The sequence below is a fragment of the Algiphilus sp. genome (assembly GCF_965216485.1).
Taxonomy (GTDB): Bacteria; Pseudomonadota; Gammaproteobacteria; order Nevskiales; family Nevskiaceae; genus Algiphilus.
The window spans coordinates 2599821-2624961 of the sequence record NZ_OZ244162.1 but is presented as its reverse complement, the minus strand read 5'-3'; the positions used below and the strand labels follow the sequence as shown (position 1 = coordinate 2624961).

At 63.8% G+C, this 25141-nt stretch carries 22 protein-coding genes and 1 other RNA gene; 10 read left to right on the top strand and 13 right to left on the bottom strand.

Features of this window, described 5'->3' with window-relative positions; translation table 11 throughout:
* Window positions 1–137 precede the first annotated feature (137 nt).
* From zapE to ACOOFO_RS12200, 3 genes are read right to left on the bottom strand one after another with little or no spacing between them, the layout of a single operon-like run.
* Window positions 138–1241 carry a cell division protein ZapE gene (gene zapE / locus ACOOFO_RS12210; RefSeq protein WP_420427036.1) on the bottom strand — a complete coding sequence of 368 codons (1104 nt, stop codon included), beginning with the start codon at window positions 1239–1241 and terminating at the stop codon, window positions 138–140.
* The gene (locus tag ACOOFO_RS12205) at window positions 1238–2539 is read right to left on the bottom strand and encodes a D-arabinono-1,4-lactone oxidase (protein WP_420427035.1); all 1302 of its coding nucleotides are present in this window, start codon (window positions 2537–2539) and stop codon (window positions 1238–1240) included. The genes zapE and ACOOFO_RS12205 overlap by 4 nt, the downstream gene beginning before the upstream one ends.
* Complete coding sequence (locus ACOOFO_RS12200; protein WP_420427034.1) at window positions 2536–3291, bottom strand: lysophospholipid acyltransferase family protein; 756 nt, start codon at window positions 3289–3291, stop codon at window positions 2536–2538. Before ACOOFO_RS12200 ends, ACOOFO_RS12205 begins: the two co-directional genes overlap by 4 nt.
* A 73-nt stretch (window positions 3292–3364) precedes the next feature.
* On the opposite strand from ACOOFO_RS12200, the gene xerD reads away from it, so the two are divergent.
* Window positions 3365–4291, top strand: coding sequence for a site-specific tyrosine recombinase XerD (xerD, locus tag ACOOFO_RS12195; RefSeq protein WP_420427033.1), 927 nt, complete (start codon window positions 3365–3367; stop codon window positions 4289–4291).
* Between the two features lie 55 nt (window positions 4292–4346).
* On the top strand, window positions 4347–5180 hold the full coding sequence (locus tag ACOOFO_RS12190; RefSeq protein WP_420427032.1) for a DsbC family protein: 834 nt from the start codon (window positions 4347–4349) through the stop codon (window positions 5178–5180).
* A gap of 93 nt (window positions 5181–5273) precedes the next feature.
* On the opposite strand, the gene fdxA is transcribed toward ACOOFO_RS12190, so the two are convergent.
* A complete protein-coding gene (gene fdxA / locus ACOOFO_RS12185) occupies window positions 5274–5597 on the bottom strand; it encodes a ferredoxin FdxA (RefSeq protein WP_420427031.1) in 324 nt (107 codons plus the stop codon).
* Window positions 5598–5649: 52 nt separating this feature from the next.
* A complete protein-coding gene (locus ACOOFO_RS12180; RefSeq protein WP_420427030.1) occupies window positions 5650–6240 on the bottom strand; it encodes an NUDIX hydrolase in 591 nt (196 codons plus the stop codon).
* 155 nt (window positions 6241–6395) lie between these two features.
* Here ACOOFO_RS12180 and ACOOFO_RS12175 point away from each other — a divergent pair, with 155 nt between their 5' ends.
* Window positions 6396–6977 carry a hypothetical protein gene (locus ACOOFO_RS12175; RefSeq protein WP_420427029.1) on the top strand — a complete coding sequence of 194 codons (582 nt, stop codon included), beginning with the start codon at window positions 6396–6398 and terminating at the stop codon, window positions 6975–6977.
* Between the two features lie 83 nt (window positions 6978–7060).
* On the opposite strand, the gene ACOOFO_RS12170 is transcribed toward ACOOFO_RS12175, so the two are convergent.
* The 4 genes from ACOOFO_RS12170 to ACOOFO_RS12155 form a co-directional block, all read right to left on the bottom strand.
* On the bottom strand, window positions 7061–7708 hold the full coding sequence (locus ACOOFO_RS12170) for a TetR family transcriptional regulator (RefSeq protein ID WP_420427028.1): 648 nt from the start codon (window positions 7706–7708) through the stop codon (window positions 7061–7063).
* Window positions 7705–9531 carry an N-acyl-D-amino-acid deacylase family protein gene (locus ACOOFO_RS12165; RefSeq protein ID WP_420427027.1) on the bottom strand — a complete coding sequence of 609 codons (1827 nt, stop codon included), beginning with the start codon at window positions 9529–9531 and terminating at the stop codon, window positions 7705–7707. The genes ACOOFO_RS12170 and ACOOFO_RS12165 overlap by 4 nt, the downstream gene beginning before the upstream one ends.
* A 69-nt stretch (window positions 9532–9600) precedes the next feature.
* Window positions 9601–10410: a PaaX family transcriptional regulator C-terminal domain-containing protein gene (locus ACOOFO_RS12160; protein ID WP_420427026.1), complete on the bottom strand. Its 810-nt coding sequence runs from the start codon at window positions 10408–10410 to the stop codon at window positions 9601–9603.
* A gap of 11 nt (window positions 10411–10421) precedes the next feature.
* A complete protein-coding gene (locus tag ACOOFO_RS12155; protein ID WP_420427025.1) occupies window positions 10422–12104 on the bottom strand; it encodes an acyl-CoA dehydrogenase family protein in 1683 nt (560 codons plus the stop codon).
* A gap of 81 nt (window positions 12105–12185) precedes the next feature.
* Between ACOOFO_RS12155 and ACOOFO_RS12150 the strand changes: the two genes are divergently transcribed.
* A complete protein-coding gene (locus tag ACOOFO_RS12150) occupies window positions 12186–12992 on the top strand; it encodes a crotonase/enoyl-CoA hydratase family protein (RefSeq protein WP_420427024.1) in 807 nt (268 codons plus the stop codon).
* A gap of 103 nt (window positions 12993–13095) precedes the next feature.
* Here the strand turns inward: ACOOFO_RS12150 and ACOOFO_RS12145 are convergent, their stop codons facing one another.
* Window positions 13096–15867 (bottom strand): EAL and GGDEF domain-containing protein, encoded by a 2772-nt coding sequence (locus ACOOFO_RS12145; RefSeq protein WP_420427023.1) that lies wholly within the window; start codon window positions 15865–15867, stop codon window positions 13096–13098.
* A 240-nt stretch (window positions 15868–16107) separates the two neighbouring features.
* On the opposite strand from ACOOFO_RS12145, the gene ACOOFO_RS12140 reads away from it, so the two are divergent.
* From ACOOFO_RS12140 to ACOOFO_RS12130, 3 genes are all read left to right on the top strand, one after another.
* Window positions 16108–17511, top strand: a complete 1404-nt coding sequence (locus ACOOFO_RS12140; RefSeq protein WP_420427022.1) for a hypothetical protein — start codon at window positions 16108–16110, stop codon at window positions 17509–17511.
* 122 nt (window positions 17512–17633) lie between these two features.
* Complete coding sequence (locus ACOOFO_RS12135) at window positions 17634–18713, top strand: AI-2E family transporter (RefSeq protein ID WP_420427021.1); 1080 nt, start codon at window positions 17634–17636, stop codon at window positions 18711–18713.
* 244 nt (window positions 18714–18957) lie between these two features.
* On the top strand, window positions 18958–21381 hold the full coding sequence (locus ACOOFO_RS12130; RefSeq protein WP_420427020.1) for a hypothetical protein: 2424 nt from the start codon (window positions 18958–18960) through the stop codon (window positions 21379–21381).
* A 90-nt stretch (window positions 21382–21471) separates the two neighbouring features.
* Here ACOOFO_RS12130 and ssrA read toward each other — a convergent pair.
* Window positions 21472–21837: a transfer-messenger RNA gene (gene ssrA / locus ACOOFO_RS12125) on the bottom strand.
* Between the two features lie 93 nt (window positions 21838–21930).
* Entirely contained in the window at window positions 21931–22413 is a 483-nt protein-coding gene (gene smpB, locus ACOOFO_RS12120) for an SsrA-binding protein SmpB (RefSeq protein ID WP_420429766.1), read from the bottom strand.
* 73 nt (window positions 22414–22486) lie between these two features.
* Here smpB and ACOOFO_RS12115 point away from each other — a divergent pair, with 73 nt between their 5' ends.
* Entirely contained in the window at window positions 22487–23908 is a 1422-nt protein-coding gene (locus ACOOFO_RS12115) for a sodium-dependent transporter (RefSeq protein ID WP_420427019.1), read from the top strand.
* Window positions 23905–24201, top strand: coding sequence for an RnfH family protein (locus ACOOFO_RS12110; protein ID WP_420427018.1), 297 nt, complete (start codon window positions 23905–23907; stop codon window positions 24199–24201). The genes ACOOFO_RS12115 and ACOOFO_RS12110 overlap by 4 nt, the downstream gene beginning before the upstream one ends.
* Window positions 24202–24219: 18 nt before the next feature.
* On the opposite strand, the gene ACOOFO_RS12105 is transcribed toward ACOOFO_RS12110, so the two are convergent.
* Window positions 24220–24672, bottom strand: a complete 453-nt coding sequence (locus tag ACOOFO_RS12105; protein ID WP_420427017.1) for an outer membrane protein assembly factor BamE — start codon at window positions 24670–24672, stop codon at window positions 24220–24222.
* 52 nt (window positions 24673–24724) lie between these two features.
* Here ACOOFO_RS12105 and fur point away from each other — a divergent pair, with 52 nt between their 5' ends.
* A complete protein-coding gene (gene fur / locus ACOOFO_RS12100; protein ID WP_420427016.1) occupies window positions 24725–25138 on the top strand; it encodes a ferric iron uptake transcriptional regulator in 414 nt (137 codons plus the stop codon).
* Window positions 25139–25141 lie beyond the last annotated feature (3 nt).

Here is a 25141-nt window from a genome sequence, read left to right as displayed (position 1 = left end):
CGCGGCCCGTATGCGCACACCGCCGCGTCCTTCGTCGCTCATGGTCGTCAAAAACATCGCGCTCCTTACTCCCTGCGCTGCACGCATACGGACTCGCGCGCCGCGATCGTCTGCGTGTCAACAGGCCCTAGGGCGACTCAGGTGGGCTGGTGCGGTTGTGCGAGATATTCGCGCGACTGCATCTCGAACAGCCGCGACGCCGTGCGCTGGAACTCGAAGGTCAGCTTTTTGCCGACGTAGAGCGCGTCCAGCGCGACATCGGCGGCGATGACCAGCTTGACGCCGCGGTCGTAGAACTCGTCGACCAGATGGACGAAGCGGCGCGCGCTGTCCTCCAGGGTGGCGTTCATCTGCGGGACATGGCTGAGCAGCACCGTGTGGTACTCGCGAGCGATTTCGATGTAATCCGCAGCGGAGCGCGCCGACTGGCAGAGCTCGGCAAAGCTGAACCAGACCACATCGTCGACCGCGCCTAGTGCCTCGACGTGGCGGCCATTGATGGTGAGCGTCACCCGTCCAGTGCTCTGTGCGGGTGCCAGTTCAGTGAACTCGTCGCTCAGGGTCTGCATGGCGTGGTCGTCGCAGGGGTGCAGGTAGAGAGGGACGCGCTGCAAGGTGCGCAAGCGGAAATCGGTCGGACTCGCCAGCTCCATCACCTGGCAATGCGCCTTGATGCGGTCGATGGACGGCAGGAAGCGGGCCCGCTGCAGGCCGTCGCGATAGAGATCGTCCGGGGCAACATTGCTGGTGGTGACCAGTGTCACACCCTCGCGGAACAGCACCTCCGTGAGTCGGCCGAGGATCATCGCGTCCGCAATATCCGACACGAAGAACTCATCGAAGCAGAGCACGCGCGTTTCGCGCGCGATGCGCTCGGCGATCAGTGCCACCGGGTCCTGCTCGTCGAGAAAACGTCGGCGCTCGGCATGCACTTGCAACATGAAGCGGTGGAAGTGGGTGCGCAGCTTCTGCTCGAAGGGCAGAGCGGCATAGAAGGTGTCCATCAGATAGGTCTTGCCGCGGCCGACCCCGCCCCACAGATAGAGGCCTTCGACCGCGGGCCAGGTGGCGGCGCTGCGCTTGCGGCGTAACAGCCCTCCACCCGTGTTCGGCCGGCGTGCCTGCATCAGCTTCTGATGGATGGCATCCAGTGCATCCACCGCACGCGCCTGGGCGCTGTCCGCTTCGATGCTGCCTGCGGCCAGCGCCGCTTCGTAGCGGCCGCGTGGACTGCTTCTCACGGCGTGTCCTCCACGCCGAAGATGCCTGCCAGGTAATCGTTGAGGAAGAGGCCACGCGGATCGAGTTCGGCCCGCAGATCCGCGAAATCGCTCCACAGCGGGTACATCGTTTCCAGATCGCGCAGATGGTGTTCGTGCGGCATGATCCACAACGGTCGTGCGCCGTGGCGCTCGAAGATGTCACCGGCTGCCTCGGCATGGTCCCGGACCTTCGGCCCGGAAAGAATGCGCACGAAGGCGGTCTCGTTGCCGTAGGCCGGTGACAGCGCGGCATCATCGGCGCAGGCGTAGCGCACGCGCAGCACGACCCGGTGCTTGGGGTCGATGGCGCGCAGCACATGGCGCAGGGCGTAGAGCGTGTCGCCAAGGGCATCGATGGGCAGCGCGTAGCCGATGGTTCCGAGATTGGACTCGCTGAACAACTGCCAGCCAAAGGCCGCATCGACACTCTCGGGAATGCGCGCGCGCTCCGGGATCAGGCGCCACGGCAGCCGATTGCCGAACTGCGGCATGACGTCGATGGCACGGTGCACGACGCTGCGGATGCGCGCCGAGCTGCCCTTGAGTGCGTGACGGTGGCGGCCGGGTGGATGGCGCGGGCGGCGGTCGATGGTACGCAGGCGGACGTCGTCGCTGTGCGCCGTCCAATACCACTCGACGTAATCGTGCGCGCGCAGTGCATTGACGCGATTGAGCACCGCACTCAGCGAGCGGCCGGAGACCTGCGATTGCAGATGGCTGGCGGCCACACAGCGCAGACCGACGTGGGTCAGAACGCCCAGCGTACCCAGGCTGACGCGGGCCAGGGGGAGGCGGGGATCGTTGGAACCAATACTGAAGGCCGAACCGTCGGCGCCGATCATGCGCAGGCCGACTACAGGGCAGGGGTAGCGACTGTCGCCGGTTCCGAGGCCATAGCTCCCGATCGACACCGCGCCGCCCACACTCTCGTTGCCGGACCAACCCAGTGTCGGCAACGCGAGCCCGTAGCTGGCGAGCTCGCGCGCCAGATGCGACAGCCGCGTGCCGGAGCGCACCCAGGCGATGCCGTGCACGGCGTCGACATCCTCGATGCCGGTGAAGCGCGACAGCTGCAGCAGGCCGTCATCGCAACGGCACAAGGGGGCGCGGGTGTGGCCGCGCCCTGCCACGCGAAGGTGGCTGCCGGTTTCCGCGGCGTAGGCCACTTCACGCTGGATCTGTTCGAATACAGCGGGCGTGGCAATGAAACGCGGCGCGTGCCCGTTCTGGGGGCGTTTCGATGCGTGGCGGTCTTTGACCAGGGACAGGCTCGTCATGCAGCGGGTTCGCTCAGTGTCTCGGCAACGGCGTCTTCGGGCAGGCGCGCCAGCATGGCCTGACGGACCGCCTGACAGAGTTGCTCGGGTGGGGTGTCGGTAGCGGCATGCGCCGCCAGGATATCGATCTCGATACGGGTCCGGCGTGGCAGGCGGGCATCCTCTCCGTAGAAGGTCCGGGAACCGCGGATCACCACCGGCACCACGGGCGTGCCGGTGCGGGTGGCGAGCATGAAGGCGCCCAGCTTGAAGGGCAGCAAGCCGTTGGGGCGCTGGAAGGTGCCTTCCGGAAAGATGCCCAGGCTATCGCCCGCGCGCAGGCGCTTGAGCAAGGCGCGCGTCTGGCGTGCGCTCATCTGGATGGCGTCGCGCGCAATGAAGATGACGCCCAGCCGGGTCAGCACACGACCGATCAGCGGCCATTCGGCAGCGTCGTCCTTCACCACATAGCTGATCGTGGGCGGCAATGCCGCCGTCATCAGCAGACCATCCAGGTAGCTGGCGTGGTTGGCGACGACGATCACCGGGCCGTCGCCGGGTGGCAGGGCGCCGCGACAACGGATGGGTGCGGCGCACAGCCACATGGCGAGCCGGATCAATCCGCCCGCCACGCGTCGGCGCCGTTCCAGGCCGGGAAGCACCAGCACCAGTGCGCTCAGAAGCCCGAAGATGAGCACGCCGAAAATGAGCGCGAAATAGGCCCCGTAGAGCGTCTGTGCGAGGCCCGCGCGTTCTGGGCGCGCGCTGATCATGGCCGGAATCTGCCTTGGAGGACGGCTGTCATGGCGCGTAACATTACACAATGCAGTGGCAAGGCTTCGGTCCATGAAGGCACCTCCCCCATCCGCGGAGCTCAGCGATGCCGATGCGGCCCTGATCGCCGCCTTTGATGAAGCCCTATGGCTGGAGGATGGTCTGGCGGCGGGATCGCGGGCCGCCTACCGCAGTGACCTGCGTGCTGCGGCCCTCTGGTTGGCTGGCCGTGCGCAGACCCTGGGCGCAGCGGATGCCGAAGCGCTGCGACGCTATCTCGCGGCGCGTGGTGAGGCAGGAGGCTTCGGGGCCCGCTCCCAGGCACGGGCGCAGAGCGCGTTGCGTCGTTTCTTTGCCTGGCAGGCGCGCAGCGGGCGGCGCGGCGATGATCCTGCCGCCACCTTGCGCAGCCCGCGCCTGCCGCGTGCCCTGCCGGCCACGCTGAGCCACAAGCAGGTGGAGGCGCTGCTCTCGGCGCCGGATATCGACACCCCGCTTGGCCTGCGGGATCGGGCGTGGCTGGAGCTGATGTATGCCACTGGTCTGCGCGTGTCGGAGAGCGTGACGCTGGCGGTACAGGCCTATGCCGCCCGACAGGGTGTGGTGCAGGTCTTGGGCAAAGGGGGGAAAGAGCGGCTGGTGCCGGTGGGGGACGAGGCCCACCATTGGCTTGACCGCTATCTGCGCCATGCCCGTCCCAGCCTTGCCGGCACGAAATCGGACGAGGCCCTGTTCCTGACCCAGCGCGGGGCTGGCATGACGCGGCAGAACGCGTGGCAACGGCTGCGTCGCTATGCCGCCATGGCGGGTGTGCGTGGCAAGGTGTCGCCACATACCTTGCGACATGCCTTTGCCACCCATCTGCTCGACCATGGTGCCGATCTCCGCGCCGTGCAAATGCTGCTGGGACACAGTAACCTCAACACTACCCAAATCTACACCCACGTGGCGCGCGCCCGTCTCAAGGCGCTGCACGCCGAACATCATCCCCGTGGTTGAACGCCACCGTGCTTTGGCCGGTCCTAGCGTTCTCCCCCTCGCCAACGGTTCCACTATGCGTTCCATCTTGACACCGCTACTGTTCGCTTCCGGCTTCTTCATGACGGCCTGCGGCGCCTCCGAATCCACGAATCAGGAGGCCACAGCACAGGACGCAGGGGCGAGCACCGCGGCAACGCAGGAGAGCGCGGCGCCCGCATCGGGCGAGGAAAACGCCGAGCTGCAGGCTGTGCGCGACAAGCTGGCCGAGCGGATTCCGGATCTGGCTTCCAGCGAGCTGCGCCCAACACCGCTGGAGGATATCTACGAGTTGTCGCGCGGCATGGCCGTCGGCTATGTCACCGCGGACGGTCGTTACCTCATCGAGGGCGATCTGGTGGATCTGGCGACCGGTCGGCAGATCACGGAGGAGCGTCGTCGCGAGGCGCGCCTGGAAGTGCTCGAGGATGCCGCCGCGCGCTCCATCAGCTTCGGCGCCGACGACGCTGAATATCTGGTGACGGTCTTTACTGATATCGACTGCGGCTACTGCCGGAAGCTGCACGATGAAATCGGCGAGTACAACGAGCGTGGCATCGCCATTCGCTACCTGCTCTACCCGCGCAGTGGCCAGAACAGCGTCTCCTACCGCAAGGCGGTCGCGACCTGGTGCAGTGAGGACCGGCAGCAGACGCTGACCGAGGCCAAGCAGGGCGTCGATCCCGGCAGCAAGAGCTGTTCGGACCATCCGGTGGACAATCATCTGCTCGCCGGCCGCAAGCTGGGCTTGCGTGGCACACCGATGATGGTGCTGCCCAATGGCGAAGTGGTGCAGGGCTACGTGCCCGCCGATCGCCTGTTGACGCGCCTTGAAACCGATCCGGCGCAGGATCCTCTGGCAGTGCGCTGAAGCTTTTCCCAGAGGCATTGCGGTGATAAAAAAAGCCGCGCCGTCGAAAGACGGCGCGGCTTTTTACGAGGTGCCGGCGAAGGGTGGGCGGGTCTAGCGCTCGAGCAATTCCAGCTTGTCGGGCTTGCCGTCCCAATCCTCCGCATCCGGCGGCGGATCCTTCTGCTCGGTGATCACGGGCCATTCCTTGGACAGAGCGGCATTGAGCTCCATGAAGTGCGCCTGCTCCTCGGGAAGATCGTCTTCCGCGTAGATGGCGTTGGCCGGGCATTCCGGCTCGCAGAGCGTGCAGTCGATGCATTCCTCAGGATCGATGACCAGGAAATTCGGTCCCTCGTGGAAGCAGTCCACCGGACAGACTTCCACGCAGTCGGTGTATTTGCACTTGATACAGTTTTCCGTGACGACAAAGGTCATGGCGTTGATTCCGCACGCTGTTGATGAAAGACGTGAAGTATAACCTGCTCAATCAAGGCGTTCCGCCCGCTTCTTCGGCAGCGCTGCGTTCGCGATCGATGGGACGGCGCGGTCGTTGGGTGAGGTCCAGACTGTGAAAACCACGCGCGCCGGCTTCGCGATCCGCCATCCAGAAGCGCAGGCTGTGCCAGATGGTGGGGAAGGCGAGTTCATCCCAGGGGATGTCCTTGGGATCGATCAGCATGGTTTCGGAACTCTCCGGAGTCGGATGGTGATGCGGACTGCGCATGCGCGCGCGGTAGCTCAGATAGACCTGCGCTATGTAGGGGACATTGATCAGAGCGCAAAGATCCTCGATCTCGACGTCGGCGCCGGATTCCTCCATGGTTTCGCGCGCGGCACCGTCTGCCGTGGTTTCGCCGATCTCCAGAAAGCCTGCCGGAAAGGTCCAGAAACCCAGGCGCGGCTCGATGGCGCGGCGGCACATGAGCAGCCGGCCCTCGTACTCACAGATAGCCCCGACGATGACGCGCGGATTGCGGTAATGGATAGCGCCGCAGGCGGCGCACACATGCCGCGGCAGGTGGTCGCCTTCCGGAATGAGGATGCGGAGTTCGGCAGCGCAGTCGGAGCAGTACTTCATGCCGGCATCCGCGGCATAGAACGAATTGATTGCATAATCAAAGCCTAGCAGAGGCTGGACAGGGCTAGGCCGGATCAGGGATGATCGACGCTATTCGAACAAGGCCCGACTGGGCCATTCACTGTTGTCATTCGTTTTTTAGGTCGGGGGAGCACATGAAAAAAGCAGTCGCCATCGTCGCCGCGTGTGCGTGGGCCGTGCCCACGTTGGCGCAAGCCGGTTTCTTTGGGGAAGACCGGTCAGTGAAATATACCGTCGCCGCGGACTACGTCGAGAACGATGTCTCGTTCTCTGATACCGGGTTCCAGGGGCTCTCGAACAAGGATCTCGACACCGACATGGTCAACCTGCGTCTGGGCATTCGGCCGGAGAACTTCGCCGGTCGTGGTTCCTTTGTGACCTTCGAGGCACAGGTCGGCATGGGCATCAGCGATGATGAAGGCGCCGAGGACATCGAAACCGATATCTTCTACGGTCTTTTCGTCGTGCCACACGCGGTGGTCTTTGAGCTGTTCGAGCTGTCCTTCCCCGTCGGTTATGCGCGCACGGAATTGACCAAGGACGGCGCCACGGAAAGCTTCGACAGCGTGTCCTTCGGCGGCAACATCATGCTGCCGCTGCGCCTGTTCATGCCGGATGCCCCGGATATCCGCATCAGTGGCGGTGGTCAGGTCTATCACCAGAGCAGCGAGCTGCGCGTCTTCGGTTACAACGTCGGCCTGCGCTGGGATTTCTAGGCGCGGCCTGGGACACGGTTCAACTGCAACGGCGAGGCTGGGAAACCCCAGCCTCGCCGTTTGTCGTTGTGACGATGGCGACGCTAGGCTCTTGCCAGCTGGGTCTTCAGTGTCTGGTAGATCCACTGCAGGCGCGCCGCATCGGCGGCGGCGTCATGGCGCACCATCTGATCCACGGCTTCGCCATGGAACAGGCTAACGACGGCATCGACCATTTCCGCAAAGCGTGCCTCACCCAGCGCGGCGTGGGCCTGGGGCAGCAGTCGCGCGGCCAAAGCAATGGTCTCGCGTTGATTGCGCGCCCAGACCGGCGCCAGCGTCTGGTGCAGCGCCGCATCCGTGCGTGCGGCCATCAACAGTTCGAACCACGCCTGCTGCAGCGGACTCCGGCAGTTGTCGCGCAGGAGTTCCAGCGACAGCAGCAGCCAGTCCTGGTCCGCATCGGGCTGCAGTGCCCGGAAGCGCTCGATGTAGCGCTCCAGCAGGCGGTCACCGATATCGTTGGCGATGGCACGCATCAGGGCCAGCCGGTTTTCGAAATGGCGGAATAGCGCTCCCTGCGACAGGCCGGCGCGGTCCACGATCGCCTGGACGCTGGCACCCGCATAGCCCTGAGCGATGAGGACCTCGGCGGTGGCGTCGAGCAGGCGACGGCGGGATGCTTCGCGCCGCTGCTGCTGACTACGCCGCGGCCGCTGGGGTGCCGCGACGGGGTTGCTGGCCGCGCTCATGCACTGGCCGCCACATTCGCCTCGTAGGCAGTCGATGCCTCGGTCCGTGCGCTCGGACCCGCCACACCGCGTGCACCGGCGGGCAGGAAGGTGCCAAAGACGGTGTCCCTGCCGAGTTCGGGAACGAACTGCCCCTGCCGGAAGGCGACGCGACCGTTAATGATGGTGGCGGTGACGGCATGGTCGCTACGGTTGACCAGGCGCTTGAGGTCGAGATTCTCGATCTTGGCCTCGTCGAACTGGGCCAACTGCTCGCCCAATCCTTCCGGATTGATCACCGCGACGTCGGCGCGCGCGCCGACATGCAGGCGTCCCGCGTCAATATCGAACCAGTCGGCCAGCTCGCCGGTGAGCTTCCAGATCGCCTTCTCCAACGGCATCACCGGTCGCCCGGCCTCGGCTTCGTCGCGCACGAACTTCAGGAAGCGCAGCTGCGAGTTGTAGAAGGCCATGTTCCGGATGTGTGCACCAGAATCGTTGAAGGCGAGCAGCGTGCTTGGCTGGTTGACGATCTCGCGAATTTGCTGTGGCTTGTAGTTGCCGATCACCGTGTGCCAGCGGAGCTTCTGGCCGTGTTCCACCACGAGATCGAGGAAGGCGTCGACTTCATGCACGCCGCGCTCGCGGGCCACATCGACGAAGCTTTTGCCGACGAGGTTGCGGTCCGGGGCATCGACGATGGTGGCGTCCCCCAGATCGCGGTGCCAGACGCGTGCGCCGAAGCGCTTTTCGTAATCCTTGCGAAAGCGCCTGCGGTAGTCGGGATCGCGCATCAATTCATTGCGTTCCAGTTCGTCGACCAGATGGAGCACGGCTTCACCGGCGCCGAACTCCTCGAAGATGACGAGATCGATGCCGTCCGAGAAGACCTCGAATTGCGTCGGCAGGGACTCCCAGCGGAAATCGGCCCGGAACAGCCGGTTGAAGACGTTGGAGAGGAAACCGACCAGCTTGGGCAGGGCCTCCTGGCCTTTCACTGCCATCATGGTGATGAGCGTGGTCTTGAGCGGCCGGCGGATAAACCAGCCGGCCGAGGCGATGCCGAAGAGAATGGCATTCAGCTTGGTGACTAGGTTGGGTGCAGACTGCAGCACACGGCCGCGACGACGCAGCGTGCGGTTGAGGTGGCGGATTTCGCTCCAGGGCGCGTAGGCGGCGGGCAGGGACGCAGAACGTTCGCGATCACCATCCAGCTTGTCCCAGGGGTTGGTCATACCGGAGAGCCCCATCATTCCAGCATCGAGGGCGGATTCCAGATGCTGGGTCATGGTCGCGAGTTCCTCGCGCGTGGGCTTGAGTCCGCGCCGCACCGAGCGCGACAGGCCCAGAGTGCGCACGCGCAGGTCCGAATGGCCGAGGAAGGCGCAGACGTTGGGCCCGAGCGGATGCTGGCGCAGAAAATCGACATAGCCATGGGGGCTGTCCCAGGTCTTGTGCTTTTCCAGCAGCGGCAGGACCTGGTCGCGCGGCACGCTCTCGACGCGGGTGAACAGATCGGAGCAGTCCTCGGGCTCGGACAGCATCATCGAGATGGAGCAGGAGCCGACCGCGACCGTTGTCACGCCATGCTTGACCGACTCGCGCAATGCTGGTGCGGCGACCAACTCCGCGTCGTAGTGGGTATGCATGTCCAGCATGCCGGGCATGACCCATTGGCCCTGCGCGTCAATGACTTCTGCGCCGGCCTCGGTCAGGGGCAGTTCGGACAGGGCCGCCACTCGGCCGTCGCGGATGCCGACATGGCGGCGTTGGCCGGGGTTACCCATGCCGTCAAAGACGAGGCCGTTGCGGATGATCAGATCGAAGCGGGCGTCCTGCATCATGTCTCCACCAATTAGATAGTAAGCACTCACTATCTTATTGGCTCGTGCCGGCAGGGTAAAGGGGAGGGCTCAGGCCGATCGCGGCAGCGCGTCCAGGCGGATGAGCTTGCGCCAGATGCCCTGGCCGACCTGATCAAAGTGCAAGGTAGCTTCCAGCAACTGGTGGCGCGCCTCGGCGTCGACCATGGGTTCCGGCAGCAGAGGGTCGAACACCAGCTTGCGGATGGCCTCACCCCCCAGCAGGAAGGACTCGCGTGCTGCCGTTTCCAGACCCAGACGGGGATAGCGTGCAAACCAGGCTTCCAGTCGCGTGCGGGTTGCGCGGTAGTCGGCGTTCAGGGCCTCACCGTCCCAAAGATCCGCGATGCGCGCGTGATCGGCAGTCGGAAAGTCGCTGGCCCGGTAGACCAGGGCGTCCGCATCCAGACCGAGTCGGACGAGCCGGTCGCGCACTTGCTGAAGGTCGTCTTCGATATTGTCGGGGCGAATGAAGGCATCGCGGCGAAGGGCGCGGAAACCCAGCATGGCAATGGCGCGCTCGCGCTGGCGCAGCGCAGTGCGATCGCTGCGACCGAGGTCGGCGGTATGAATGGCGATGTAGCGGCCGTCCCAGGGGCGCATGCGCGTCTCCAGGCGCCGCCAGCTGGCGACCTCAGTGGCCAGCTGGTGCGCCGAGGGGCTGAGCCGATAGCTGCCGCGTGCGGCAGATTCGACCAAGCCCTCACTGCACAGGCGTGTCAACGTGACACGCGCATTGCTTTCGCGGATGCCAAACAGTCCGCAGGCGCTGACGGCGTCGCGCGCCGTCAATGGCTCAGGGTCTACGGCAAGCAGAAGATCGAGCACGATCTTCTTGGCGGTAGGACCCCTGTCGTGCATGTGTGTGCCCGTCAGACCGCCAACGGATTCCCGCGCTCGATCAGGGTGTGCACATCCACCCCGCGCGGTAGCGCGCCGTAGTGATGCGCTGCATGCCCCGCCAGTCGCGATGCAATGAAGGCTTCGCTGAGCGCCTGGTTGCCAGTGTGTACCAGCTGGGCGGCCTGCATCGTCAGTGCCATGGCCTCGCTCAGGCTGCGCGCGCGATATTCCAGGTCATCGCGATCCTTGATCACGTCTGACAGCGCATCGATGGCCGTATCCAGCAGGGGGTGGGCACCGCGCGCCTGCTCCAGTTCCGCGAACCAGGCCGCAACCGCATCGGGTGATTTCGCCATTGCGCGCAGCAGGTCGAGGGCCTGGACATTGCCCGAGCCTTCCCAGATGGCGTTGATGGGAGCGTCGCGGTAGATGCGCGCCATGATGAAGTCGTCCATGACGCCATTGCCGCCGATGCATTCCATGGCCTCGTAGGCATGGCCCGGATGCCGCTTGCAGATCCAATACTTGCCCACCGGCAGGCCGAGGCGGAGCAGCAGCTTCTCGTGCGGGTCGTCGGCATGGTCGAGAGCCCGCGCCATGCGCATGGTCAGCGCCAGTGCGCCTTCCACCTCGAGCTGCAGGTCCGCGAGCACATTGGCCATGGCGGGTTGCTCGGCCAGCGTCTTGCCAAAGGCGGCGCGATGCTGGCAGTGATGGATGGCCTGAGCAACGGCCTGGCGCATTCCGGCCGTGGAACCGACCATGCAGTCGAAGCGCGTCATTGCCACCATCTGGATGATCGCGGGTACGCCACGGCCTTCCTCACCCACCATCCAGCCGAGCGCACCGCGGAGCTCGATTTCCGACGAGGCATTGGACACATTGCCGGATTTGTTCTTGAGGCGCTGAATCTGCATCGGGTTCTTGGTGCCGTCCGGCCGCCAGCGCGGCACCAGAAAGCAGGACAGTCCGCCGGCGCTTTGCGCCAGCATGAGGAAGCCGTCGCACATCGGGGCCGATGTGAACCACTTGTGGCCGATCAGTTCATAGGCGGCACCGCTGCCGCTGGTCGTGCCAATGGGGTGCGCCATGGTGGTGTTGCTGCGCACATCCGATCCGCCCTGCTTTTCGGTCATGCCCATGCCGATGGTCAGCGACTGCTTCTCGGTATGGGGCACGTTTCTGGGGTCGTAGCCCGGCGTAAGGATCTTCGGAAGCCAGCTTTCCGCCAGGGCCGGCGTGGTGCGGATCGCGGGCACGGACGCGAAGGTCATCGTGACCGGGCAGCCGTGTCCCGCATCCACCTGTGCGTGCAGATACTCGCGCGCAGCGCGCGCAACGTGCGCGCCCGGACCCGGCTGAGTCCACGGACTGCAGTGCAGACCCGCCTCGAGGGACATGGCCATGAGCTTGTGGTAGCTGTCGTGGTAGCGCACCGTATCGATGCGATGCCCCTGACGGTCGAAGGCGTGCAGCTGGGGCTTGAACTCATTGGCGAGATAACCCCATTCGATCACCTCGGCGCTGCCCGTGCGCGCGCCCGCCTCCGAAAGCGCGCTTTGCGCCCACTGCGCCCCTTCGCGTTGCACCGCTTCTACCAGGGCGGTATCGCCATCAAAGGCGTTGTAGTCCAGTAATGGCGGTGGTTGATTGGTGACTTCGTGCGTGGCGGGCACGGCATCCGGATGCAGGGCAATCTGGGGCTGGTTCATGACGCGAACTCACGTGTATGCGGAACATAAATTACAATCAGCCTAATATTGCGTCAAGCAATGTAATAAAGGAAGGGTGTGATGTCGGACAGCATCGTGGTAGAGCAGGAGGGCGCGGTCAGGGTCATCAGCATTAACGCGGCTGCGCGTCGCAATGCGGTGGATGGGCCGACAGCCGCTGCATTGGCGGAAGCCTTTCGCGCTTTTGAGGCAGACGAGAGCAGTGCGGTGGCGGTACTGAGCGGTGTCGGGGCGCACTTCTGTGCCGGTGCTGATCTCAAGGCGGTCGCCAGTGGTGACGCCGAGCGTGCCAATCGCATTGCCTCCGACGGTGACGGGCCCATGGGGCCGAGCCGGATGCAGCTGTCCAAGCCGGTCATCGCCGCGGTTTCCGGCTATTGCGTAGCAGGTGGGCTCGAGCTGGCGGCGTGGTGCGACATGCGCGTCGCGGATCGCACTGCGGTGTTCGGAGTGTTCTGTCGTCGCTTCGGGGTGCCGTTGATCGATGGCGGCACGGTGCGCCTGCCGCGCCTGATCGGTATGAGTCATGCCATGGATCTGATTTTGACCGGGCGAGCCGTGGAGGCCGAAGAAGCCTTGCGCATGGGCTTGGTCAACCGGCTGGTGGATGCCGGCAAGGCACGCGAAGCCGCGGTTGCGCTTGGGCAGCAGTTGGCCGCCTTTCCGCAGCAATGCCTGCGCGGTGATCGGCTGAGCGCCTATGCGCAATGGGGCCTCAGCGAGGACGACGCCATGGCACAGGAGTTTCAGCATGGGCTGAAAACGCTGCAATCCGGAGAGACGGTGGCCGGAGCGGGACGCTTCTCCGAGGGCACCGGTCGGCACGGTCAATTCGGCGATGCGGACGAAAGCAGTGGCTTCGAATGACGAGGGCATGCGAAAGGCCGGCATTGCCGCTGTCCCGCTGCGCTGTGATGCGCGCGACACCCATCGCCGTTCGCGCGGGTACCGAGCAGTCGCTCGCGGCGTCCTACCGGAAGCGAATGTCGCTGGTAGCCTGCTGCTCATCGGCGGCAGAGGAATCAAGCGGCTGGGCACGCCTGCCCAGGGTGGGCAAGGCGAAGCCGCGGCCTGTGCGAAGGAGCTCCGTCGCAGCTGCGGCATCAACGGCCGGGCTGTAGAGAAAGCCCTGGAATGCCGCGCAGCCTTCGGCAGCCAAGACGACGGCCTGCTCCTCCTGCTCCACGCCTTCTGCGATGGTGTCAAGGCCCAGGCCCTGCGCGAGCCGAATGATGGCCCGCACCACCATGCGATCCTCGCGGTTGTGTGCAATATCGCGCACGAAGCTGCGATCGATCTTGACGCGATGAATCGGAAATCGCCGGAGGTAGCCAAAGTTGGAGTATCCGGTGCCAAAGTCATCGATTGCGATGGGGACGCCCATGTCCGCGATCGTATGCATGAGCCGCATCAGCTCCTGAGTGCCACCCATGGCCGCGTTCTCGGTGATTTCCATTTCCAGTTGGCCCTCGGGGACTCGGTGCTCTTCCAGCGCCGCGGCCACGGACTCCTGCAGGCCCGAGCGGCGTGATTGCAGCGGCGATACGTTGAAGCCGACGGTGCCCTGAAATCCAAACTCGCGCGACCAGACGGCAACCTGTTCCGCAGCGGTGTGCAGGGTGATACGACTGATGGCGTCGACCAATCCGTTGTCTTCCGCAATAGGAATGAACAGGGAAGGCGGAATGTGTCCTAGAGCCGGGTCATGCCAGCGAAGAAGCGCTTCGAAACCGATGATCACGCCGTTGCGGAGGCTGATCTGCGGTTGGTAATACACTTCCAGCGCATCGGCATCGATGGCGCCGCGCAGGCGCTCGACCAGTTCCAGGGTGTAGGACGGCTGTCCCGTCTCTGCGCTTTCGGCGCGCTGGATATTGTTTCGACCGGCCCATTTTGCGCGTTGCATTGCAATTTCCGAGCGCGTCATCAGTCGCTTCACATCGCGCCCGTCGGCGGGATAACAACTAATGCCGATGCTGGCCGTGACGCTGAGCGGGTGCTGCGCAATCATCTGCGGTGCGCTGACCTTTTCCAGCAACTGCCGCGCACGCTCCATCGTGTCGTCTCGATCCGGGGGAAGGCGCAGCACGACCACGAACTTGTCGCCACCAATGCGGGCGGCGATTTCTCCTGCCTCGAGAAAGCGCTCTAGACGTTGTCCGATCGCTGCGAGCAATTCGTCGCCATGGGCATGGCCGAGCGCTTCGTTGACGGCGGCCATGCGGTCGACATCGATATGCAGTACGGCATGGCGCATGTCGGGATTGAGCCGCAGCGATTGCTCCAGGCGCTCGGTGAGTGCGATATGGGTGGCCAGCCCGGTGAGCGTATCGATACGACTCTGATAGGCACCCTGGGCCTCCTGCAGATGGCGCCGCGTGACGTCCTTCTGGAGGCCGACGAAGTGCGTGATATGCCCGTCCTGGCGGACGGGGGCGATGGAGAGCTCGTTCCAGAACAGCGAGCCGTCCTTGCGATAGTTGCGCAGGCGGGTCGTGATCTCGGTCCCGTGGACCACCGCGTTTCGGATCAGTTCGCGCTCCGGTTGATCGCGATCGCGACCCTGCAGAAAGCGGCAATTGCGGCCGAGGACCTCGGCCTGGGTATAGCCGGTCAGCTTCTCGAAGGCGCGATTGACGAAGACGATGGGCTGATCCTCGGCCAGGGCGTCGACGATGCAGACGCCCTCACGGCTTGCGCCGAGCGCGGCCGCATGCAATCGCAGCTCGCGCTGCTGCGCGCGCTGTTCGCTCACGTCCTGCATGGCACCGATCAGACGCTGGAGCTTGCCGTGTGGGTCGCGGATGGCAACGGCAGTGGCGCGTACCTCCGCCCAGGTGTCGTCCGCGCGGCGATAGCGATGCTCGATCTCCATGGTGGAGGTCTGCCCCATCGACAATGCGCGCAAGTGCTCGGCGAGACGGTGGCGGTCGTCCGGATGCACGCGGTCCAGCCAGTCCGGGACCGGCATATGACCCGAGGGCGCGCCATACGCGGTGGCGTAGGAGTCGGTCCACCAGATATCCTCGCTACCAAGATCCCAGGACCAGAAGGCGTCGCGGGTGACCTCCATGATGGCGTTGATGGTCGTCAACGCGGCCTGATTTTCCTTGAGTGCTTCCTGGCGCGCCTGCTCCAGTTGGTGCTCATAACTCACGTCGCGCGCCATGATCAGCAGTGCATTTCGCCCCTGGAAGGTGGTCGGTGCGGACTCCAAGGCGGCGAAGAAAATGCTGCCGTCGCCGCGCCGATGGCGCTGCACGCCCGACACCAGGGGGTCGTCCAGCGTGGCCAGCTCTGCGTTGTGCACGGCGAGGTCGCGCAGGGCCTTGCGATAGAACTCTGCCTCGTCCATGCGGTACTGGTGCAGCGCGGCCGCGTTGACCGCAATGGGGGTGTGGTCGTTGGCATCCACCACCCAGGCTGGAATTGGATTGTCCTCGAACAGGGCGGCACGGGCAGCTTCTTGCTCGCGTTCTCGGCGCTCTGCGGCGACGGCGTGCCCAATCAGACGGCGCGATAGCACATAGAGGAAGAGGGTGCTCGCCGTCACGAAGGCGAATCCCTTGGCGATCATGATGATGTCGCGCAGAGGGCCTTCCAGCGGAGCGAGGATCAACCAGCGGTCGCCCAGGCCAACCCAAGCGAGCGAGGCCAACAGATACAGGACGCACAGCCAGAACGGCAGTCGTTTCAGGCGTTGCTCCGCCGGTAGCAGCGGTGCGTGTGCGTCGTCGCCCAATGTCGCCCTCCGTTCTGGTGACCGCCGGAATGGCGTGTCGGGGCCGGTCCGTTGCGCCGGCTCTTGCTTTACTTAAGTACCCCAGGCTACTCCTGGTTCAGCTGCCCTGCATAGTGAGGCTCCGAGCGCGGTCTTGGCGCGGGTCGGGGCGTAGCGGCACAGGGCGAATCTCCCCATCGTGGGCTGGGCATGCGAAGCTGCGAGCAAAGCGGGAAATAACAAGGCTTCGAGGAGATCGAGATGGCGCAAGCAGATCGCGGCGCGGATAGGCGCACGGGCTGGCAGTGGGGAATGTTTCGTTTCCGGGTTCCCTTCGTGCATACGCGGCTTTGCTGGCCGGAATTCCTGCAGGGTACGGCCCTCGCGTCGGCGACCGGGCTGGCGCTGGTGCCGATGATGACGGCGCACTTCGGCCTGACCTTCGAAGAAGCCGTGACCATGTCGTTGATCAGCGGCTTTCTGCTCGGCACGGCACCGATTCTTTTTGGTGAACCGTACGCTCCCGGCTGGGTGACGCCAGCCCTGCCGTTGGTCTTGACCTTCGTGCTTGGCGGCTACGATTCGCCAACAGAGCGTTTTCAGGCGATGACGGCCCTGGCCATCACCTTGTCCGCAATGCTGCTGTTGCTGGGGGCGAGCGGGATGGGGAGACGCTTCATGGAATGGCTGCCCGACGCGCTCAAGGCGGGCTTGATCCTCGGTGCCGCAATCGCAGCCTTCAAGCGCGTCTTTGTAGACGATGCACCCGAGTACTTGCTGGCGCAGCCAATCGCCACCATCACCGCCTGTGCGGTGTGCCTGATCTTCATCTTTTCGATCCCTTTCCGGCTGTTGAAGACCCGCTTCCGGTTCCTGCACGTGTTGGGTGGCTTGGGCTTGCTCCCGGGCTTTCTGGTGGCGGCTATCGTGGGCCCGCTGGTCGGAGAGGTGCAGTACGACATCGAGTGGGGCATTCTGATTCCCCCGTTTATGGATACCTGGGCCAAGGTGTCCCCGCTGGCGATTGGCTGGCCCAGTGTCGAGATGTTCGTCGCGGCCGTCCCGCTGGCCCTGGTGACCTACATCATCCTGTTTGGGGACCTTGTGACCGGCAATGAGATCATTCGCGACGCGAGTGCGCATCGCGCCGATGATCCCATCGACATCGATGCGACCCGATCGCACTGGTCGCTGGCCATTCGCAACGGTGTCATGGCGATTGCCGCGCCCTTCTTTCCCACCCAGGGCAGCGTCTGGACAGGGGTGCACGTGGCCATCGTGCAACGCTGGAGACAGGGCGCGCGTGCCATGCCCAGTCTGCACAGCGGCATCGCCTCTTACTATTTCATGGGCCTGCCCTTCGTCTTTTTCCTACTGCCGCTGCTGACCGGGCTCAAACCACTGATGGGCATCGCGCTATCGCTCACCCTGGTGTTGACGGGCTTCGCTTGCGCCTACGTCGCCATGGCTGTGGTGCGCCACCCCACCGAGCGCGGCGTGGCGTTGCTGACAGGCGCCGCGCTCGCCTTCTTTGAACCCTGGCAGGGCCTGTTGGTGGGTCTGGTCGCGACCTTCGTGCTCATCGGCGGGCGCAGTGCGGATGCCGCGGAGGCCCGCATATCGGAGATCGAGCAACGGATGTGGCGGGGGGATCAGGGCGAGTAAACCCATCCTGCGTTGAATCTGCGCTGCGGTGCGGGCACAGGGTCTCGGTGATGCCCGCAATTGCCGCCGTTCTGGCTGGCCCGTAGAGTGTCCGCCTTCTGAACCGCAGCCTCGGTGACACGATGAGCGAAAAGCTGGAGCAGTCCACCTTCCTGATCACGCTGGCCTTGGTCACGGTGGTCTTCGGACTGCTGATGATGCCCTTCTGGGCGCCCTTGCTCTGGGCCGTGATCATCGCGGTGTTGTTCCACCCCATGCAGGTGTGGCTGGAAGGGCGCTGGGGGCGCCGACCGAATCTGACCGCAATGACCACACTGGTGGCATGCATGGTGCTGGTCGTGTTGCCGATCCTGTTTCTCTTCGGTTCCTTCCTGCAGCAGGCGCTGGCGGTCTATCAGCAGATCGAGTCCGGCGAGATCCAACCGGGCAATTATGTCGAACGGGTGCGCCAGGCCTTCCCGGCGGTGCAGGACTTGCTTGAGCGCTTCGACATTGATGTCAACAGCCTGCGCGAGAACGCAGCACAGGCGGCCGTGGTGGCCAGTCAATTCCTGGCTCGCAATGCGTTGGCTTTTGGGCAGGGGACATTCGGTTTCGTGCTGCAAGTCGCCTTGATGCTGTATGTCGCTTTTTTCCTGCTGCGTGACGGTCGCGTGTTGATCGATCAACTGATCCACGCGCTTCCTCTGGGGGATGAACGTGAGCGCTTGTTGTTCCAGAAATTTGCCGAAGTGGCGCGAGCCACAGTGAAAGGCAACCTCCTAGTGGCGATTGTTCAGGGCATGCTGGGCGGGCTGATTTTCTGGATTCTGGGGCTTCCTGCGCCGCTGCTCTGGGGCGTGGTGATGACCGTCTTGTCACTGATTCCCGCTGTGGGTGCCGGTCTGGTCTGGTTGCCCGCAGCCATCTATCTCTACGCCATCGGATCGTGGGTCTCGGCCACCGTGCTGATTGCCTACGGTGTCTTGATCATTGGCCTCGCCGACAATGTGCTCCGTCCTATTCTGGTGGGACGGGACACCAAGCTGCCGGATTGGATGGTGCTGCTTTCTACCCTGGGTGGCATTGTCATGGTGGGGATCAGCGGATTCGTGGTGGGTCCCCTAATCGCGGTGCTTTTCGTGGCCTTCTGGCAGATATTCAGCCGCGAGTTCAATCATGCCACCAGCATTCCATTGGAGGCGTCACCTCCAGAGGACTGAATGCTATCCCCCGGTCGCAGAGGCTTCGCTGCAATGTAAGCGCCTGAGGTCGACACCCTCAAAAGGCGCTGGCTATACTCGGCCGTAACGGAGGGTGCGGGGAATCAAGGCAGGGGGTTTCTCGCAGCACGCGCTGGCGGTTCGGTTCCAGGGCTTTGCATCGCTAGAGGGAAGTGATGCGACGACAGACTCATCAGCGTACTACGAAGCTGACCCTGCTCTGCGCTGTAGGGGTTCATTCGCTATGAGAAGCATTTTCGCGCGCTGGTGCAGCTTCGGTATCTTGCCTCTTGTCCTCCTTGCGGGCACGCCGTCGAAGGTCGGGGCCGTCACGGTGTCTACCAACGGCAGCGGCAGTGCTGTTGTGGTGCCCTATTATTCGGTGAATGGCGGTTGGGAAACGCTGATCAACCTCACCAACACCACGACGAACTCGCTCGCGGTCAAAGTGCGGTTACACGAAGCGCAGAACGGCCGAAGCGTGATGAACTTCAACGTGGCGCTGAGTCCGTTGGATGTATGGACGGCCTACATTCAGGCGGATGCGGATGGTCGGCCGGTCTTGCGGACGAACGACACTTCCTGCACGAGCCCGCTCAATATTCGTAGCGAGGGGCTGAGAGCCAGCGAACAAGGTTACTCGACGATCTTCGATTTCCTGGGGCTGGTCTCGCTTTCCTTCCGCGATCACGATGCAACCGACGGCAGTATCGAGCGCATGCGCGAGGGCTACATCACGGTACTCGTGATGGGGGAGACAGCGGGGCAGGGTACGGCGCCAGATCCGGCCAACGACGTCCGCGGAAGCACGGCCTGGTTCGCGAAGCATGAGAATGGCATTCCTCGCAACTGTCTGCGCGTGGCGGAAGACTTCGAGCCGGAGGAAGCGGGCAACTTCCTCGAGGTGTTGTTGGAGAGCATCCTTTCAGAGACGCCACTTGCCATCCGTGGGGACCAGGGCTCCGGCAATCCTATAGCCCGCGCGACGGCCACCAATCCTTCGGGATATGGCCCGATCGTCTCACCGACTCCGCTGAAGGTGAACGCAACCTTGGTCAATCAGGACCGCGGAACGGCAGCGGGGGTGGATTCCTTCCCGATCGCCGGTTACGGCGAAGGCCGCAATCTGGTCACTGCACAGGGTTTTCCCTTCAACCTGGAGCCGACGCTCGCTTCCTCAAACGACCTCTGGAGTACGACCGGACTCGCGCAGATCGAGGCGGGAATCGCCGCCAATTCGGTGGCCAATGAGTGGAGTAACAATCCCAATACGGGCGCGGGCTCCGAGTGGGTGGTGACGATGCCCACCAAGCGCTTTCACGTGGATGAGGACGCGCTCAATTTGCACGCTGCGTGTAACGTCTACCGGAACTCACGGTCGTCTGGCGGTACGGTGGTGGGCGTACCGGGTCTGCCTTACCTCGGGTTCAACCCTCTGACGCTGCTGCCCCCCGAATTGCTGCTGCTCTCCACGTGTCCACTCGAACCGTTCAATCAGCGGTTCCAATCGGGCAATAATGGCGCATCACCAACGGAGTTCACCATCGCGGTCTACGACCGGGAGGAGAACACGGCGGCGCTGGACACCGGCCCCATTTTTGACCTGGCGCCGGATCTCCCCCCCTTGCTGGTGCTGTCGCCTCCAGCGGCCCGCGCATTGGTGCATTCCGCGAATGTCCTGCGCATTGGTCGCGGGAGCGACCTGCCAAATGTCCTCAATTCCAATGCGGCGCGCACGATCGATGTCGACAGCGCGGGCCTGGCAGGCGATCAAGCCGCGGGCTGGGCGCGCATTCGCTTCACCGCGGAGACGGGGCATCCCGCGACCGGGTTCATCTTCAAGGAGCGCAATTTCCGTGACGCGACCAAGAATATGGGACAGGCCCTCGCGCACGCTTACCAGCGGCCATCCGTACTGAATCTGCAGGACTGCCGCGTTCCGGTATCGAATCTCTGTCTGATCGGCGGAGACAACCATAGCGGCGGGATCGTGGACATCCTGCTCCGGCCAACAGGCCCCCTCGGCCCGCTTGCCGGTGAAATCAATGCCGAGGACTTGGTTGAAGCCATCGCGACGCTGTTGGAGAACGACGACGGAAGCCTGAACGCCATCCTGACGGGATTGATCACTGATGGTCAGTTGCAGGAGGCGCTGGAACTCCTTCTGCTTGGGGATGGCCAAGGCAACGGCGACCTCCAGGACATCATCGGTTCACTGCTGTTGGGAGATGGCAGTGGCGGCGGCTTGGCCGGCATTCTCGGCCCGGACGGTGTCGCCGGTCTGGTGGAGGCCCTGCTCACCGACGGTACGGCAGATGCGTGCCAGGCGAACCTGGGTACGCTTTGCCTCATCGGAGGGGACAGCGATCACATTGGGCTGGTCGATCTATTGCTGCTCGACGGCGGGGTGCTGGAGGCGCTCAGCGACGAGCTCACGCAGGAAGAACTGGTCGAGATCCTGGGTGACACGCTTGAGAGCAACGGTGCGCTGGCCGAGCTTGTGGCAAACCTGATTCAGGGTGGTCAACTCGAGGAAGGTTTGACGGCACTGCTCGTTGGCGACGGTTCCGATCAGGGAGGACTGGTGCAGGCGGTCCAGAACACCGTGGACAACCTCGATACGATCATCGAAGACATCCTGTCCTTCATCGGAAGGTTGACCGGCTGAGACCACTTCGCCGTTTCTCTTCGCCGAATGACGAAAATGCCCGCGTAATGCGGGCATTTTCACGTCACCAAGTCACATTGACGACAAAACTGGTGGAGGCGGCGGGAATCGAACCCGCGTCCGATAATGCTCCACCCTCGGCTCTACATGCTTAGTCCAGGTTTGGGTTTTCGACGCTTGTCGGCCGCCCGGACTATCGGCTTGGCAAGCGCTTAGTCCCGTTTGGGTTTAGCGATGGATTGGCCGGGACAGGCCGTCATCGCGAGCCGATCATAGTCGACGCCCGGATCCGACCAGGATCGGCACCAGTCGGTAGGGCGCTCACCGGTTTTTAGGCGGCGAGGGCGTAGTTGTCGTCGTTCGCAACTAACTTTGTTGCCACAGGTTTTACGAGGGAGGTGACACCTCGGCATGCACCTTGGGTTTCACGATCACCGTCGAGCCCAGATCGCCCCCAGGTTCTACAAGCGTAACAGAGCGCAACGCTTGCGCCCACTGGGACGTTCAACCGGTCAGGAAGTTCCGCTTTGGCGCTTGCGTCCCCAGTGATTAGTTGTTCTTGAGAATGCGCTCCTTCTGGCGCTGCCACTCACGCTGTTTTTCGTCGGCGCGCTTGTCGTGCTGTTTCTTGCCCTTGGCGAGGCCGATTTCGAGTTTGGCGCGGCCGCGCGTCCAGTGTAGGTCTAGCGGAACCAGGGTATAGCCCGCGCGTTCCACCTTGCCGATCAGTCGGGCCAGCTCCCGGCCATGCAGCAGCAGCTTGCGCGTCCGCCGTGCGTCCGGATGAATGTGCGTCGAGGCGGATTGCAACGGCGTGATGTGGCCACCGAGGAGGTAGGCTTCACCGTTGCGGATCGTGACGTAAGCTTCTGTAATCTGTGCGCGCCCGGCTCGCAGCGCCTTGACTTCCCAGCCTTCGAGCACCAGGCCGGCTTCGAAGCGATCTTCGATAGAGTATTCGAACCGCGCGCGGCGATTGACCGCAATGACGCGGGCGTCGGATGGTTTGTTTTTCGCAGATGCGTGAGCCATAGCCGCATTATAAGGAGACCCATGCATACACCCTGCCGCAGCCTGGAATGGCGACCCCTGCCTCGGTTCGCGCGTGACTGACATCGCCATCCCACCCAGTCCTGGGGGCTACTGGCGGGGGGCAACCGCCTTCGTCTTTGCTGCCATCGCCGCGACGGTCGGCGTGGGTGTCGTCCTGCGGCTGCCGGTGCTGGCGCAGCAATATGGCGGGGGTGCCTTCCTGTTCGTCTATGTATTGGCGCTTGGCATCGCCGCGTGGCCGCTGCTCAGTGCCGAACTGATGCTCGGTCGATTGCTTCGGCAGGACTTCGCCGGCGCGCTGTATTCCGATATTCGGAAGCGATCATTGACCCGCGGCTGGCTGCTTCTGGCGGGGCTTTGTTTGATGGTTCCGTTGCTCGTCGTGAGCTACTACGCCGTCATCGCGGGATGGAACGCGGCCTTCTTCATTCGCGCGCTCAGCAACAATCTGTTCCCCCTGCAGGTGGACGACGCCGCCGCGCCCTTCCTGGCGCTGGCACAGGACGCGGAGCGCTCCATGGCCTGGCATACGCTGATGGTGGTGGCCAGCGGCGTGATCGTGGCGCGCGGTTTGCGTGGCGGTATCGAGCAGTTTTCGCGCGCGCTCATGCTGATGGCCCTGCTTCTGGTGCTCTTTCTTGCGTTAATGGCAGGCCGGGGAACAGGGCTGGATGCGGCAATGGCGATCTGGCTCACCTGGGACTGGTCTGCTTTGGGGTGGCGGGGTGCCAGCGAAGCCATCCGGCAGGCTTTGTTCTCGGCCGGGATCGGACTGGGCATGATGCTTGCGCTGGGCGCCTTTCTGCCGGAGCGGGGGCGCATTCTTCGATTGTCGGCCCTGACCTTGCTTGGGTCCACGTTATTCGCGCTGGTCGCCGGCAGTTTGATCGTCGGATTCGTGCAGTCGGCAGGTATTGCGGCGGGCGGCCAGATGCCGACGCTCTTCGTTGCTCTTGTACAGTACGCCGCCGCGCAGGATGCGCGCTGGGTGCCCGCTGCGGTTTATTTGATGATGACACTGCTCGCGCTGGCTTCCATGGTCGCGCTGATGGAGCCGCTCGTGCAGTTCGTGATGGGGCGCAAGCGATGCACCCGCGTCTATGCGGTGGGGGTGGTGGGCACGGCGGTGTGGGCGGTGGGGCTGTGTACGGTCCTGACCTTCGGCTCAGCCCTGTTCAGCGATATTGGCGGGAGAAGCCTTTTTGGCTGGATGCAGACGCTTAGTCTGCAGTGGGGGGCGCCTTTGGCCATCCTCACGATTAGTCTGTATGTGGGTCGCGTATGGTCGCGCGCGCAGCTATCCATAGCCATGGGCGCGCGATTGAAGGATTACGAGACGCGTCGGGTCGGTCGGCGCGCCCTGAGCCTTCGGTTCTTGCTGGTCTATCCGGCCCGGGTTGCGGCGATCTTCACCTTGCTCTACGGCGTGGGTGTGATCGATTGGGTGGTGGGATTCTGGAGTGTTGCAGCATGACTGGAGATCTATTGCGCGTGAGCGTGGCCTTTGCCTACCCGGATCGCCAGGTACTGCTATCGACCGATCTGCCCGAGGGTGCAACCTTGCGTGACGCCATTGAGCACTCAGGGATACGGGATAAAGTGCCGGAGATCGATCTGGATACCATGCGCGTGGGCGTGTTCGGCAAGCTCAAGGCGCTTGATGACGCGGTGCGCAGTGGAGATCGCGTCGAGATTTACCGCCCTTTGAAAGCCGATCCGAAAGAAGCAAGGCGCGCCCGCGCGCAGGCGGACAAGGGCAAGCAATAGTCCCCAGCCGCTGCGGTCTCAGACGTCGCTCGGCCCGCGGGGCAAGGGATTGACGACATCGTCGGGAGCCTCTTCACCACGGTCGCGGCCGGGGCTTTCTCCCAGTGCTTCCAGGTCCTCGCGCACGGCTTCCGGTTCGGTGGCCTTAACCGCTTCCTTATCCTCCGGCTCGATGCCTTCGGCACGCACCAGGGAATTGCCATCAAAGTAGAGGCTGACCACGCGTTGGGCGGTCTGCCCACGCGGGCTGCGGTAGAATCCCAGGTAGTCCCAGCGCTCGTCGGTAAATGGACTGGCTGCCAGTGGCGTTCCGAGAAGGAAGCGCACTTGATCGCGCGTCATGCCGACTTCGATTTGCTCCAATTTGCTCTGCTCGAGCACGTTGCCTTGTCGCGTCGGGAGCTTGTAGACAATGTTGCACGCGCTGAGGCCTACAACGAGCGCGCTGCCGAGAAGAACGTGCGGGATCATGTGCTTTCGCATAATCCCGCAATGGTAAGACAAAACCTGCTAACGTGCCCCTATGGAATCGCAAGACCTACGTAACGCTGGCCTGAAGGTTACGCTGCCCCGATTGAAGATTTTGCAGATCCTGGAAGGAAGCCAGACGCGGCATCTTTCCGCGGAAGACGTCTACAAGATGCTGCTGGATTCGGGGGAGGACATCGGTCTGGCGACGGTCTACCGCGTGCTGACCCAATTCGAGTCCGCGGGTCTCGTGGAGCGACATCACTTTTCCGATGGTCGCGCTGTCTTCGAGCTGGCCCCGGACAAGCACCATGACCATATGGTCTGCGTGAAGACCGGGAAGGTCATCGAGTTCTACAACGCCGAGATCGAGCGCCTGCAGGCCAAGATCGCCGAAGAACACGGCTACGAGATCGAAGATCACAGCCTCGTGCTCTATGTGCGGCCTCTGAAGCCCGGCAAGGACTGAGCG